This window comes from Mycobacterium adipatum (assembly GCF_001644575.1).
GTDB classification, from domain to species: Bacteria; Actinomycetota; Actinomycetes; order Mycobacteriales; family Mycobacteriaceae; genus Mycobacterium; species Mycobacterium adipatum.
Genome location: NZ_CP015596.1, coordinates 1,681,126 through 1,692,520, shown reverse-complemented (window position 1 = coordinate 1,692,520; position 11,395 = coordinate 1,681,126). Strand labels below are relative to the sequence as shown.

General features: G+C 66.3%; 17 protein-coding genes. 7 read left to right on the top strand and 10 right to left on the bottom strand.

Features of this window, described 5'->3' with window-relative positions:
• The first annotated feature begins 140 nt into the window (after nucleotides 1–140).
• Nucleotides 141–500: a hypothetical protein gene (locus A7U43_RS08080; protein ID WP_067993289.1), complete on the top strand. Its 360-nt coding sequence runs from the start codon at nucleotides 141–143 to the stop codon at nucleotides 498–500.
• 14 nt (nucleotides 501–514) lie between these two features.
• On the opposite strand, the gene A7U43_RS08075 is transcribed toward A7U43_RS08080, so the two are convergent.
• The 4 genes from A7U43_RS08075 to A7U43_RS08060 all read right to left on the bottom strand — a co-directional run bounded on the left by A7U43_RS08075 (nucleotide 515) and on the right by A7U43_RS08060 (nucleotide 2,664).
• A complete protein-coding gene (locus A7U43_RS08075) occupies nucleotides 515–1,009 on the bottom strand; it encodes a hypothetical protein (protein WP_067993286.1) in 495 nt (164 codons plus the stop codon).
• Between the two features lie 18 nt (nucleotides 1,010–1,027).
• Entirely contained in the window at nucleotides 1,028–1,357 is a 330-nt protein-coding gene (locus A7U43_RS08070; RefSeq protein ID WP_197499979.1) for a type VII secretion target, read from the bottom strand.
• A gap of 2 nt (nucleotides 1,358–1,359) precedes the next feature.
• Nucleotides 1,360–2,106: an EspA/EspE family type VII secretion system effector gene (locus tag A7U43_RS08065; protein ID WP_067993279.1), complete on the bottom strand. Its 747-nt coding sequence runs from the start codon at nucleotides 2,104–2,106 to the stop codon at nucleotides 1,360–1,362.
• Between the two features lie 78 nt (nucleotides 2,107–2,184).
• Entirely contained in the window at nucleotides 2,185–2,664 is a 480-nt protein-coding gene (locus A7U43_RS08060) for a MarR family winged helix-turn-helix transcriptional regulator (protein ID WP_067993276.1), read from the bottom strand.
• Nucleotides 2,665–2,717: 53 nt separating this feature from the next.
• Here A7U43_RS08060 and A7U43_RS08055 point away from each other — a divergent pair, with 53 nt between their 5' ends.
• Nucleotides 2,718–3,137, top strand: coding sequence for a DUF5313 domain-containing protein (locus A7U43_RS08055; RefSeq protein ID WP_067993272.1), 420 nt, complete (start codon nucleotides 2,718–2,720; stop codon nucleotides 3,135–3,137).
• Here A7U43_RS08055 and A7U43_RS08050 read toward each other — a convergent pair.
• The 3 genes from A7U43_RS08050 to A7U43_RS08040 all read right to left on the bottom strand — a co-directional run bounded on the left by A7U43_RS08050 (nucleotide 3,134) and on the right by A7U43_RS08040 (nucleotide 5,232).
• Nucleotides 3,134–3,478: a cupin domain-containing protein gene (locus tag A7U43_RS08050; protein WP_067993269.1), complete on the bottom strand. Its 345-nt coding sequence runs from the start codon at nucleotides 3,476–3,478 to the stop codon at nucleotides 3,134–3,136. The genes A7U43_RS08055 and A7U43_RS08050 overlap by 4 nt on opposite strands.
• Nucleotides 3,479–3,486: 8 nt before the next feature.
• Nucleotides 3,487–4,176 (bottom strand): SDR family oxidoreductase, encoded by a 690-nt coding sequence (locus A7U43_RS08045; protein ID WP_231963546.1) that lies wholly within the window; start codon nucleotides 4,174–4,176, stop codon nucleotides 3,487–3,489.
• A 123-nt stretch (nucleotides 4,177–4,299) separates the two neighbouring features.
• Complete coding sequence (locus A7U43_RS08040; protein WP_067993266.1) at nucleotides 4,300–5,232, bottom strand: LysR family transcriptional regulator; 933 nt, start codon at nucleotides 5,230–5,232, stop codon at nucleotides 4,300–4,302.
• Between the two features lie 123 nt (nucleotides 5,233–5,355).
• Here A7U43_RS08040 and A7U43_RS08035 point away from each other — a divergent pair, with 123 nt between their 5' ends.
• Entirely contained in the window at nucleotides 5,356–6,063 is a 708-nt protein-coding gene (locus A7U43_RS08035; RefSeq protein ID WP_067993263.1) for an SDR family NAD(P)-dependent oxidoreductase, read from the top strand.
• A 2-nt stretch (nucleotides 6,064–6,065) separates the two neighbouring features.
• The gene (locus tag A7U43_RS08030) at nucleotides 6,066–6,431 is read left to right on the top strand and encodes a YybH family protein (protein ID WP_067993262.1); all 366 of its coding nucleotides are present in this window, start codon (nucleotides 6,066–6,068) and stop codon (nucleotides 6,429–6,431) included.
• Here A7U43_RS08030 and A7U43_RS08025 read toward each other — a convergent pair.
• Entirely contained in the window at nucleotides 6,424–7,413 is a 990-nt protein-coding gene (locus A7U43_RS08025; RefSeq protein ID WP_067993259.1) for an LLM class F420-dependent oxidoreductase, read from the bottom strand. The two genes, A7U43_RS08030 and A7U43_RS08025, sit on opposite strands and share 8 nt — an antisense overlap.
• Nucleotides 7,414–7,500: 87 nt before the next feature.
• Between A7U43_RS08025 and A7U43_RS08020 the strand changes: the two genes are divergently transcribed.
• Complete coding sequence (locus A7U43_RS08020; protein WP_067993256.1) at nucleotides 7,501–8,187, top strand: hypothetical protein; 687 nt, start codon at nucleotides 7,501–7,503, stop codon at nucleotides 8,185–8,187.
• Nucleotides 8,188–8,190: 3 nt separating this feature from the next.
• Nucleotides 8,191–8,616 carry a pyridoxamine 5'-phosphate oxidase family protein gene (locus A7U43_RS08015; protein ID WP_067993253.1) on the top strand — a complete coding sequence of 142 codons (426 nt, stop codon included), beginning with the start codon at nucleotides 8,191–8,193 and terminating at the stop codon, nucleotides 8,614–8,616.
• Here the strand turns inward: A7U43_RS08015 and A7U43_RS08010 are convergent.
• The gene (locus A7U43_RS08010; protein ID WP_067993250.1) at nucleotides 8,613–9,152 is read right to left on the bottom strand and encodes a TetR/AcrR family transcriptional regulator; all 540 of its coding nucleotides are present in this window, start codon (nucleotides 9,150–9,152) and stop codon (nucleotides 8,613–8,615) included. The genes A7U43_RS08015 and A7U43_RS08010 overlap by 4 nt on opposite strands.
• 75 nt (nucleotides 9,153–9,227) lie before the next feature.
• On the opposite strand from A7U43_RS08010, the gene A7U43_RS08005 reads away from it, so the two are divergent.
• Complete coding sequence (locus A7U43_RS08005) at nucleotides 9,228–10,436, top strand: FAD-dependent monooxygenase (protein WP_067993247.1); 1,209 nt, start codon at nucleotides 9,228–9,230, stop codon at nucleotides 10,434–10,436.
• Here A7U43_RS08005 and A7U43_RS08000 read toward each other — a convergent pair.
• Nucleotides 10,422–11,393, bottom strand: a complete 972-nt coding sequence (locus tag A7U43_RS08000) for a GGDEF domain-containing protein (RefSeq protein ID WP_067993245.1) — start codon at nucleotides 11,391–11,393, stop codon at nucleotides 10,422–10,424. The genes A7U43_RS08005 and A7U43_RS08000 overlap by 15 nt on opposite strands.
• Between the last annotated feature and the right edge of the window lie 2 nt (nucleotides 11,394–11,395).

Below are 11,395 nucleotides of genomic sequence, written 5' to 3'. Positions count from 1 at the left end.
ACTACCCGCCGCCAGGTGGACAGCCCTGGGGTGGCTCACAAGGACCACCCCCCGGATATCCGAACTATCCCGGCCCCCTGCAGCAGCCACCGTCCACAGGCAAGAACCGGTGGCCGTGGCTCCTCGGAATCGGCGCTGCCGTGGTTGTTCTCGTTGTGGTGGTGGCCGTCGGGCTGGTGGTGGTCACGTCCGGCGGCGATGACGATCGCTACGATTCACACCGCACCGTGGTGACCTATGAGGTGACCGGCGCGGCCGATTCGGTGGAACTCGTCTACCAGGGAGCCGAAGGTGAGGTCCATGCCGAAGCGGTCCCTCTACCCTGGGGCGATACTGTGACGCTCGAGGGTGCGGACGCGTTCTTCGAGGTCTCTGCACAAACGACAGACGGGTCGGATCAGGAACTTGCGTGCCGAGTGATCACTTATGGGACAACCCTTGTCGAGGATAGGACTGTCGGCGGTTTCGTAAGCTGTGACGGCCGCGTCAACCAGCAGTGATCCATACCGACACCTCAGCTCGTGTCCTCGCCATACCTGGCCGCGAAAACCTCGGCCATATTCTCGGCGGCCCGCTCCGGTGACGGGAGCTGGATGGCGGTGCTCAAAATGGAACTCCACTCCGAGCGGTCATGTCCCATCCTGGCCAGCCCCTCGAGGAGAAAGGCATGCATCACGGATCGCGCCTTCATCTGCGCCAGTTCGGCGAGCACCCGAATCTCTTCCGCCAGTTCACGTTCGGTCATCTTCACCACACTCGGATCCAGGTCCACGCGTTGTACCGGTCCGGTGAGGTATACCGTGACCGATACGGTCCCAGCCGGATTCGTGACGGTGAAAACCGGCACCTCTGAGTCATCATCCTCATCCGGCCCTGGTTGCGAGGTGTCTGGCAACTCCACATTCTCGTGGGCAGGGGTGCCCGAAAAATCCAGGGCGGCCAGTTCGCCGCCCTGCTGTACTGTTTCGTAGCCGTCTTCGGCATCGTCGTCCCACGCCCCGCCACTCACTGACGGGCCGCCGTCACCTCAGCCACCGGGCTGCATCTGTTGATCGACGTTGCGCTTTTCCTGCGCATCCCTGGCGTCGTACTTTTCAGCGGCGTGCTCCAGCTTGACGGCGAGATCCTCTGACTGTGCCTGCACCATGTTAGTTGCCCGTTTGCGCTCATCCTCCGCGCGTTTGAGCGCCTTGGCGGTGTCATCGCACACGGTGCCATGTGTCGTTTCAACACGCGTGTTGACATCCACGGCCTTCAGGCGCGCGTCTCGTACCGCACGCGCAGCCTGGCTTTGCTGATCGGCGAGCACGCGGATATGCCCCGCGGTGATCTCTAGTGGGCTCAAGGGTGCGCTCATCGTCATCTCCCTGCCGGTGGATCGTAATCATTGGCGGAATCCGAGATCGTGACGCCGTCGGCGAGCCTCTTGTACTCGTCACCGACCTTGGCGACCGACCGGGCGATCGCATCGGCCTCGTCCTGCATACTTTCGTAGTCCGGAATGGCCTGGGCCAGCGTGGTGGCCACCATGGCCACCTCCATCGCGTACTGCGCCGCCTTGCCGTAGGCCCCCATTCGTCCGACGTACTGGGTGAGATTTCCGAAGTCGGCCAGATCGTTGTGGTGGATCTCCAGAGATCTGCGTATCGGTGGGAGCAGGTCCGCCTCGTTGCTGATCAACCGGTGGATCTCCCGGTCGAGATCGGCGAGCGTCACCACGCGATTGTGCTGCTCCCGGTTCCGCTCCGAGTAGCGGTCGGCCGCGGTCCCCCCGGACCATTGGTCACTGGGATACGCGCCGGCCAGCGGGAGCTCCGCGGCATCGAAAGCTTCGGCGGATTGCGTGAATTCGTCGGCATGGTCGGGGTCGCCCTCCCCGCAGGACTTCAGCATCCGATCGATCTGCTTCTGTCCCTCTTGCAGCACGACGGTCGGGGCGATGATGAGCTTCCCGGCCCGGTGCTCGATCGTTCTTGCCGTCTCACCGAGGGTGGGCATGCCCAGTTTCTCCGCGGTTTCGGCGACCCATTCGGCGGCTTTCTTGGCCTTTTCCGCCACTTCGGACACACCGTCGACGACGTCGTCGACAAAACCCCAGAACCCCACGCTGCCATCACCTCCGCCGGAATCGAGGCTAACACCGCCCTCCCAGGCGCAGACGCACCAAATTTCGGGTTGAGGCCGTCAGGCTTCCAGCGCGCCGGCGGCCACCGCGGCGGCGTTGATCCGGGTCAGCACGGAGTGCAGGTGTTCGAGCTCGGACAGGTCGACGCCCAGTCGGGCCACCACGGCCGGCGGGATGTCCAGCGCCTTGCGCCGCAGGGCCGCACCGCCTGCGGTCAGCGAGATCAGGGTGGTGCGCTCGTCGGCCGCGCTGCGGGTCCGGGTGATCAGCCCGAGGGTCTCCAGCCGCTTGAGCATGGGGCTCGTAGTGGCCGGATCCAACTGCAGCAGCGCCGCGATCTGCTTGACGGACAAGGGTTCTCCGCCCGCCTTCGCGTTGTCCCAGAGCGCCAGCATCACCAGGTACTGCGGATGGGTGAGACCGAGCGGTTCGAGCAACGGCCGATACACGGCGAGGACCGCGCGGTTGGTCACCGCCAGCGCGAAGCACACCTGACGTTCCAGGGCGAGCGGATCAACATCGTGGGAGACGGTGGTCATGCTCACAGCGTACTATCCGATTAGTCCGCTAATGCTTAGGGTACTATCTAATCATGGCCGAGACTCAGACTCCCACCTTCCTCCAGCGGGTTCTGTACGCGTACGGGCGGCGGCTGCCCGATTCCATGCGGGACTGGGTCGCCGCCGATCTCTCCGGCCCCGGCGCGATCCGACGTCACATGATTCGCTATGCGATCCCACCGGCGCTGATCCTCGGCCCGCTGTGGTTGCTGCCGGCCTCGCTGTATGTGCACCTGGAGATGACGGTGCCGATCTACTTCTGGGCCCTGGTGATGGGCTTTGTGCTGAACAAGGTGTGGCGCCGCCACCGGTTGGCCCAGCACGGTCTGGACCCGAACCTGGTGGACGCCATCAACCGCGAGAAGAACGCTCGCATCCACGACGACTACGCCCGCCGCTACGGCGCTCGCCCGGAGGAAGCGCGCTGGCAGTCGAACTCCAGCCCGTTCTAAACGTGCGGCCCCACCGGTTTGGCCACGGTCAACAGGATCACCGCATCCTCGATCGCGGTCAGGCCGTGCCGAGTCCGGGGTATCACCAGATGATCACCCGCCGAGCCGTCCCAGCCCACCGCCCCGGTCGTCAGCCGCACCCTCCCGCGTAGCACCTGCAGGGTCGCCTCACCGGGACTCTCGTGATCGTCGAGACCGTGTCCAGCGGTCAACGCCATCAGAGTCTGCCGCAGACTGTGCTCATGGCCGCCGTACACCGTGTGAGCGCTGCGACCGCTGGTGGCGGCTCGGGCCGTTTCCAGATGCTCACGTGCCAGGGCGTCGAGCGAGATCTTCTCCATGACCTCAACTATCGCACCTGAGACAAGGCCGCCTTCGCATGTTGCGCCAAGTCGTCGGCAAGGACCTCGACGGCTCCGCTCAACACGCCGTCGACCGCCCGTCGAGCCACCAACTCGGGATCCGTCTTCTGTTCTGCCGGAATGTAACTGACCATGTCAGTGTCCATGTAGCCGACGTGCAGCGCGGTCACATCGATCCCGCGCGGCGCCAGTTCGTCGCGGACGGCGTCGGTGAGCGCCCAGGCCGCCGCCTTCGCCGCGGCATAGGCACCCGAGGTGGCCGGGTGCATCCAGGACAACACGGACAGCACGTTGAGAATCGCGCCACCGCCGTTACGTTCGAGGACGGGTGCGAATCCGCGGATGACGTTCAGGGTGCCGAAGTAGTGGGTGTCCATCTCGGCACGGATGTCCGCGATCGACCCGGTCAACAACCCGGCGCGGGTGGAGATACCGGCGTTGTTCACCAGCACCGTGACATCGGCGGCGACCTCGGCGGCCCGACGTACCGAATCCGGGTCGGTGATATCGAGTTGCACCGGGATGACACCTTCGACGTCGACGCTCTCGGGGCGCCGGGCGCCCGCGTAGACCTTGGCGCCGCGCGCGACGAACTCTTCGGCGATCTTGCGGCCCAGCCCGCGGTTGGCGCCGGTGACCAGGACGGTGATGTTCATGTTCACGATGTTCTCGTTCATGGTGCGCTCCTGTCGTGTCTGCTCGGAATCAACAGGTTTCGTCTGCGCGACCATCCCGCGTGCTGGTAGTTTGCGACTCCCAGCCGGGAGCATTGGCGTCGTGCTGTGCGTGCCGCCGAGATTTCACTGGCCGCCGTGGTGTGCACGGCGATATGGGTCATCGGCAGGAAGCCACACACCGGCGGCGCCGACGCCCAGATCGCCGACGTCGCGGGAGAAGGCGTCGACGACTGCGAGCACGGACTCCCGGTCCTCACCCCGCCGCCACACCAGTGACCATGTCCACAGCGGCACCGGGTCGGTCACCGGGCGGCGTACCAAATCACTGGACTCGGAGTCGTTCTGGCCCTTCGGGTTGTTGAGCACCGAGCGTCCCAGTCGGCGCACGTGCTCGAAGAAGGTCGGTCCGGTCACCCCGCCGTCATCGGTGCGCATCACACGCGCTCCGGTATCGGCCGCGAACTGCTCGGCGTAGCGGTTCCACGACGACCAGCTCGCGGTATCGGTATCGACGAGCACCACGGTGTCCTTCGCTCGTACCGGCGCATTGTCGGTGCCCGGACACAGCGCGTAGAGCCGGTCCACCCCGACCAGGCGGGCATGCAGGTCCAGGGCTTGCAGGTCCGCGCCCTGCACCCAGCAGATGGCCAGGTCCAAGGTCCCGTCAGCGACACGGGCAGCCTGTGCATGCGAGGGCATCACCCAGGTGTCGACCCGCAAGGTGGCCACCCCGGCGGCCCGCTCGGACCAGTCGACCGGACACCAGTTGACGCAACCGATGCGCACCGGGTCGTCGGTTCCCAAATTCAATGCGCGCCTGCGAAGCTCGTCGGACTGCCGCACCAGCGAGCGGGCATCGGGCAGCAGCGCGGTACCCGCCGGGGTGAGCGCCACCGAGCGGCGGTCGCGGTCGAACAGCTGGACCTTCAGATCGCGTTCCAACGCCTTGATCTGCTGGGACAGCGAGGGTCCCGCGATGTGCAGCCGCTCGGCTGCCCGGCCGAAGTTCAACTCCTCGGCGACGGTGACGAAGTACCGCAGCTGCCGCAGTTCCACCCGGGGAAGCCTAATAGGCGCGCGCTAACACCAGCGAGTTTTCCGGTCCTATCGGCCAGGCATGGCCGGCGCTTTGAATGCGGTTGAGGCGAACAGATCACTTCACCGGAAAGGCTCACGCTCATGAACACCACCACCCGCGTCGCGATCATCACCGGCGCATCCCAGGGCATTGGCGCGGCACTGGTCGAGGGCTACCGCAAACTCGGCTACGCCGTCGTCGCCAACTCACGCACCATCGAGGCCGGCGATGACCCGATGGTGCTCGCCGTACCCGGCGATATCGGCGAGCCCGGTGTCGGCCAACGCATCATCGATGCCGCACTGGAGCACTTCGGTCGCGTCGACACCGTCGTCAACAACGCCGGCATCTTCATCGCCAAGCCGTTCACCGAGTACACCGACGCCGACTACGACGCCATCACCGGGGTGAACCTCCGCGGCTTCTTCGAGGTGTCCCGCGCCGCGGTGGCCGCCATGGAGGACCACGGCGGACACCTGGTGAACATCTCGACCAGTCTGGTCGATCAGGCCACCACGGCGGCGCCGTCGGTGCTCGCGTCCCTGACCAAAGGCGGCCTCAACGCGGCCACCAGATCGCTGGCCGTGGAGTACGCCACCCGCGGTATCCGGGTCAACGCGGTCGCCCTGGGGATCATCCGCACCCCCATGCATTCCGACGACGAGTACGCGGGTCTGGCCCAGCTGAACCCGCAGAAGCGCATCGGTGAGCAGTCCGATGTGGTGGACGCTGTGCTCTACCTGGAACACGCCGGTTTCGTCACCGGCGAGATCCTGCACGTCGACGGCGGCCAGGCGGCGGGGCACTGATCATGAGCGCCCACGAAGTTCTGCAGGAAGTCCTGGACGTCTGGCAGGCGGGTATCGACGCCCACGAGCCGGACAGCGTCGCGCGGGTGTTCGCCGAGGACGCCATCTTTCAGGGCCTGCGGCCCTACACCCTGGGCCGTGACGGAGTCCGCGCCTACTACGCATCCCAGCCCGCCGGGCTGACCGTGCGCTACCGCATCCTGGAGACCCGCACGCCCGCCGACGGGGTGGTGCTCGGCTACACACAGGCCGATTTCACCTTCGCCGACGGCGCCACCATGTCCCTGAACCTCAGCGTGCTCGTCACCCGCACGCCGCAGGGCTGGCAGATCGCGCACTACCAGGTGAGCGCGATACCGATCAGCTGAGTGCAGGGATGACCTCACGCTCGAACAACTCGATACCGGAGCGGTCGTACGCGGCCTCGGGGAAGTACACGATGGCGTACTCGCATCCGAGGTCGCGTAGCCGGGTCAGGCGTTCGATGACCTGTTCGGGGGTACCGGTTGCGGAGTCCGGTGAGGCGACGTTGGACAGCATGGCGTCGACGGCATCCGCGCCGGCCTTGGGGACCTGCCGATCGCGGATGGCCTTGAGGCGGTCGGTGACCTCGGACTCCGAACTCGCGATGACCGAGTTGACATTGGCCGAGCGCACGATCGCGTCGTAATCGGTGCCGACCTCGCCGCAGTGGGCGGCCAGGATCTGCGATTTGCGCTCGAACTCCGCCGGCACGCTGCTGAAGTTGGTGTACTGCGCGTACTTGGCGGCGATGCGCAGCGTGACCTTCTCGCCACCGCCGGCGATCCACAGTGGCAGGCCGCCCTGCTGCGGCGGCGTGGGCGCCACGATCGCGTCGTGCACCTGGTAGTACTTCCCGTCGAAGGTGACCCGGCCGTGCCGCCAGGCGTCCCGCATGATCTGCACACCCTCGTCCAGGCGGCCCAGCCGCTCCCCCGCGGACGGGAAGCCGTACCCGTACGCGCGCCATTCGTGCTCGTACCAACCGCCCCCGATACCCATCTGGGTGCGGCCTGCCGCGATGACGTCGACGGTGGCTGCGACTTTTGCCAGGTAAGCCGGATTCCGGTAGCTCATGGCGGTGCACATCTGGCCGAGTTTCAACCGTTCGGTGCTGGCCGCGAAGGCCGACATCAGGGTCCAGGCCTCATGGGTGGCCTCATCCGTGGGCACCGGGACGGTGTGGAAGTGGTCGTACACCCACACCGAGTCCCACGTGCTGTTATCGGCATACGTGGCCAGGTCTCGCATCACTGACCAGTGCTTATCGGTGGGGATGTCGACGAGGTCGAGACGCCAACCTTGCGGGATGAACAGTCCGAAGCGCATACCTCAAACTCTAGGCCTGCCCACGGCATTCTTAAATCGTCTACACTTGCGAGAAATCATTCGCTGGATCAACGCTGAGGACTGGTCATGACCGCCATCAAACGTCGCTTCGCGGCCGCTTCGCTGGCCGCGCTGATGCCGCTGGCTGCCATCTCGATCGCCACCGCGGCGCCGAGCGGGGCAGAGACCGCCTGCGGTGCCGGCCAGTCCGAGTTCAACGGCAGCTGCGTGGACAACTGCAACAAGTCGCAGGTCCGCAATTCCGACACCGGCAAGTGCCAGTCGCTGCTCTCGGCCGCGCTCCAGAAGGCCGAGACTCCGGCGGTCGCCAAGTTGACCCCCGAGCAGATGGGTGGCGCCTGGCAGCTGGCACAGCAGGCGGGGGCGATCCCCGAGGGGACCCGGGTGTGGAACTCGGTCGTCGGCACGGTCGACACCGTGGTCGGCTGGCCGGTGCTGGCCACCTCCGCCGCCGCCGACACCGCCGCCACTCTCGCCTTCCTCGGGTTGGTACCCGGCAGCGTGGGGGGCACCGGCCTTCGTAGTGCCGCCAGCGCTACCGGCGCCACGTTCTCGGCCGCCAACGACATCGCCCAGGTCGCCCGGGCGCTGCCCTCACCGAAGGTCGGCCTGCCCAAGATCGGCGTTCCGCCGCATCCCAAGCTCGGCTTCCCGCCGCATCCGAAGATCGGCATGCCGCGGATCGGGATGCCCAAGCTGGGTGGCACCGGGATCTGCGGCCCCAAGCTGCTGTTCTTCACCCCCTGCCTCTGAGCCATGGCGCTCTCTCGGGAAGAACGTGAACAGTTTCTTGCTGAGCCCCATATCGCCGCGCTGTCGGTGAACGCCGGCGGCGGGCGCGGCCCGTTGACGGTGCCGATCTGGTATCAGTACACCCCTGGTGGCCAGCCCTGGTTCATCACCGGCGCGGGGTCGCGTAAGCACCGCCTCATCGAGACCGCCGGCTATCTGTCACTGATGGTCGAACGCATCGAGCCCACCGTGCGGTATGTCGCCGTCGACGGTGCGGTCGACAGGATCGAGGACGGCACCGACGACCAGCTCGTCGAGGTGACCAAGCGCTACCTGCCGCCGGAGGCCGTGGAGCCGTATCTCGAGATGGCGCGGCGGGAGCACGGACCGAGTGTCGCGGTGTACATGAAGCCTCAGCACTGGCTTTCCGCCGATCTGGGCGGCTTCTAATCCAGCCCGAGGGCTGCCAGCGCCCCGGCCACCCCGGCAGCACGCAGCGCCTCGGCCGGCGCATCGGGAAATTGCAGACAGCAGTCCTGTAAGCCGCCGAGCGCGATGACAGCTCGCACGGCCTGTTCCAGGGTCTGATCCGGCCCGTAGATCACCCGGCTCAGCCTTTCCCGCCACGCCAGCATGCTGTCGACCAATCCGAGATTGGCGATCGTGCTCAGCTCGGACACCACGGTCACCAAGTCGGCACGGTGGGCGTAGAAGTAGTCGAAGTACCCCTCGAGAAGTCGGGTCGGTGTGAGACCCACGGCCTGCTCACACTCCAGGACGAACTGTTCGCCGCCGTCGATCAGGGGCGCGACGATGCTGCGCACCAGGTCGTCCCGCGAGGTGAAGTGGTAATACAGCGCGGGCTTGGTGATACCGAGTCGCGCCGCAATATCCTGCAGGCTGGTGCGCTGGACACCCTTCTCGGCGAACAGTTCGCGGGCCACTTCCTGGATCCGCTGGCGGGTGTCCGACCGTGCAGCGCTCACGTACCCACCCTAAATGACCGATCGATAAGTAAGCTTGCCGACATACACTTACCGACCGTTAAGTAAGGAGAGGTCATGAAGGTTCTCATCCAGGGGGCGAGCATCGCCGGGCCGGTCGCCGCCTACTGGCTGCACCGCCGCGGTTTCGATGTCACCGTGGTCGAACGGGCGCCGCAGCTCCGCAAGACCGGCGGGCACGCCATCGACCTGTTCGGTCCGGCCATGGACATCGCCGAGAGTATGGGGATACTCGATCAGGTGATGGCCCACGCCACCGGCACCAAGACCATCACCTTCCACCGCCCGGGTGCGCGCCGACCCACGCATATCGACTACCGCAAGCTGTCATCCGCACTGTCGGACCGTCACGTGGAGATCATGCGTGACGACCTCAGCCAGATCTTCTACGACGCGGGCAAGGACGCTGTCGAATATCTCTTCGACGATCACCTCACCGACATCGGCGAGGACGGCGCGGTCACCTTCGCGCACCACGCGTCACAGCGGTTCGATCTGGTGATCGGCGCGGACGGATTGCACTCCGGGGTACGGCAGCTGGCGTTCGGCGACGACAGCGGAAACCAGGAGTTCCTCGGGGCCTACCTCTGCGTGCTGTCGGTTCCGAAATCGCTTGCCGTCGACGGCGAAATGATCGGTTTCGTCGACGTGGACCGCACGGCGATGATCTACACCGCCGATCACCTCGTTGATGCTCGAGCGGTCTTCATCTTCCGGCCCGTCAAGGACTTCCGCTATGACCACCGCGACAGCGCCGGCCAGCAGCGCCAGCTGTGTGACCGGTTCGCCGGGATGAGCGCCGAGGTGGATCGCTGGCTGGACGAACTCGGGCGCACCCCGGCGTTCTACTTCGACGCCGTCACCCAGCTGCAGTTGACCAGCTGGTCCCGCGGCCGGGTAGCGCTGGTGGGCGACGCCGGATACTGTCCGGGCCCCGCGGTCGGCGGCAGCACCAGCCTCGCGGTGATCGGGGCCTACGTGCTGGCCGGCGAACTGCACCGGGCCAGTGGTGACCCGACCGTCGGCTTCGACGCCTACGAGCGGGTCATGCATGAGCCGGTGATCGGTGCCCGCGCCCTGGCCAAGAGCGTGGCAAGGAGCATTCTTCCGTCCTCGCGGCTCGGGGTGCGGGCATTGATCCCTGCAGGACAACTGATCTCGGTGTTGCCGACGCCACTGACCGCGATGCTGGCCGGGCTCAACAGCAAGGGGCTCCGGCTCTACGACTCGATCGAGGTGCCGCAGTACGCGTCAGCCGACGTCTGAACCGTCGCGGCGCGCACTGTGACGGCCCCGATACAACTCGGCGTCGGCCCGCGCGTACAGGGCGGCGATGTCGACGCGCCCCGATGTCGAGGTGGCGGTACCGATGCTGGCCCGCGGCGTATCCGACCGCACGTCGTCCAGGAAGCCCGCCACCTCGTCCCCGGCGATGCAGGCGGCGAACTCGTCGCCGCCGAGTCGTGCGAGCACGGCACCTCTCGGAGCGGTGCGGGCCCACTGCCGGGCGTAGTCGGTGATCAGCCGGTCCCCCGCGGGGTGGCCCTGGGTGTCGTTGAGCCCCTTCAGATCATCGATGTCGAGTGCGACGACGGTGATCTGCGACGGCGCCCTGCGCGCAGCGAGCAGATCAGCGGTCGCGATCTCCCAACCGGCCCGGTTCAGCAGACCGGTGAGCGGATCGGTACAGGCCGCGGTGAACATCGCCCGCATCAGCAACCCGAAGGATTCGGCCGCGCCGGCAATCGCCACCACGATGATCAGGAAGGTGATGACTCCCACGTGCGGAGCGGGTGCGACGGCGACAGCCACCACACAAGCCAGGATCAGGATGGCGATGAGCACCCAGGCCCGCCGGGGCGGATGGAAGGCCCGGATGTACATCGCCAGGAACATCGGCGCGATGAGACAGACGTACTCGGCGGTCAGGGTGACGTGAAAGGCCATCACGATCGGCGTGGCGAGGATGGCCACCGCGGTGGCGAACGTTGCCCGCTGGGGTCTGACGGCCAGCTGTACCAGGCTCAGAACACCCAGAACGACGGCGATGATGCCGCCGACCGGGTTGCCGTAGGCGAGATCGGTGCGGACCGGGAAGATCGTGAACACCACACCGTAGGTGTAGAGAAATGTCGTCGCGCCCAGGTAGATGCGCAGCAGCCTGACGCGTTGGGCACCGACGAAATGACTTCTCGCCCCGGCGAGCGAGGTGATGCGGGACATGA

Bases quoted from the DNA above. Each gene is read 5' to 3' on its own strand.
- A7U43_RS08055 (WP_067993272.1), top strand. From the start codon at position 2,718: ATGGCCGAGACTCAGACTCCCACCTTCCTCCAGCGGGTTCTGTACGCG.
- A7U43_RS08025 (WP_067993259.1), bottom strand. From the start codon at position 7,413: ATGCGCTTCGGACTGTTCATCCCGCAAGGTTGGCGTCTCGACCTCGTC.
- A7U43_RS08070 (WP_197499979.1), bottom strand. From the start codon at position 1,357: ATGAGCGCACCCTTGAGCCCACTAGAGATCACCGCGGGGCATATCCGC.
- A7U43_RS08005 (WP_067993247.1), top strand. From the start codon at position 9,228: ATGAAGGTTCTCATCCAGGGGGCGAGCATCGCCGGGCCGGTCGCCGCC.
- A7U43_RS08000 (WP_067993245.1), bottom strand. From the start codon at position 11,393: ATGTCCCGCATCACCTCGCTCGCCGGGGCGAGAAGTCATTTCGTCGGT.
- A7U43_RS08015 (WP_067993253.1), top strand. From the start codon at position 8,191: ATGGCGCTCTCTCGGGAAGAACGTGAACAGTTTCTTGCTGAGCCCCAT.
- A7U43_RS08020 (WP_067993256.1), top strand. From the start codon at position 7,501: ATGACCGCCATCAAACGTCGCTTCGCGGCCGCTTCGCTGGCCGCGCTG.
- A7U43_RS08045 (WP_231963546.1), bottom strand. From the start codon at position 4,176: ATGAACGAGAACATCGTGAACATGAACATCACCGTCCTGGTCACCGGC.
- A7U43_RS08060 (WP_067993276.1), bottom strand. From the start codon at position 2,664: ATGACCACCGTCTCCCACGATGTTGATCCGCTCGCCCTGGAACGTCAG.
- A7U43_RS08035 (WP_067993263.1), top strand. From the start codon at position 5,356: ATGAACACCACCACCCGCGTCGCGATCATCACCGGCGCATCCCAGGGC.
- A7U43_RS08050 (WP_067993269.1), bottom strand. From the start codon at position 3,478: ATGGAGAAGATCTCGCTCGACGCCCTGGCACGTGAGCATCTGGAAACG.
- A7U43_RS08030 (WP_067993262.1), top strand. From the start codon at position 6,066: ATGAGCGCCCACGAAGTTCTGCAGGAAGTCCTGGACGTCTGGCAGGCG.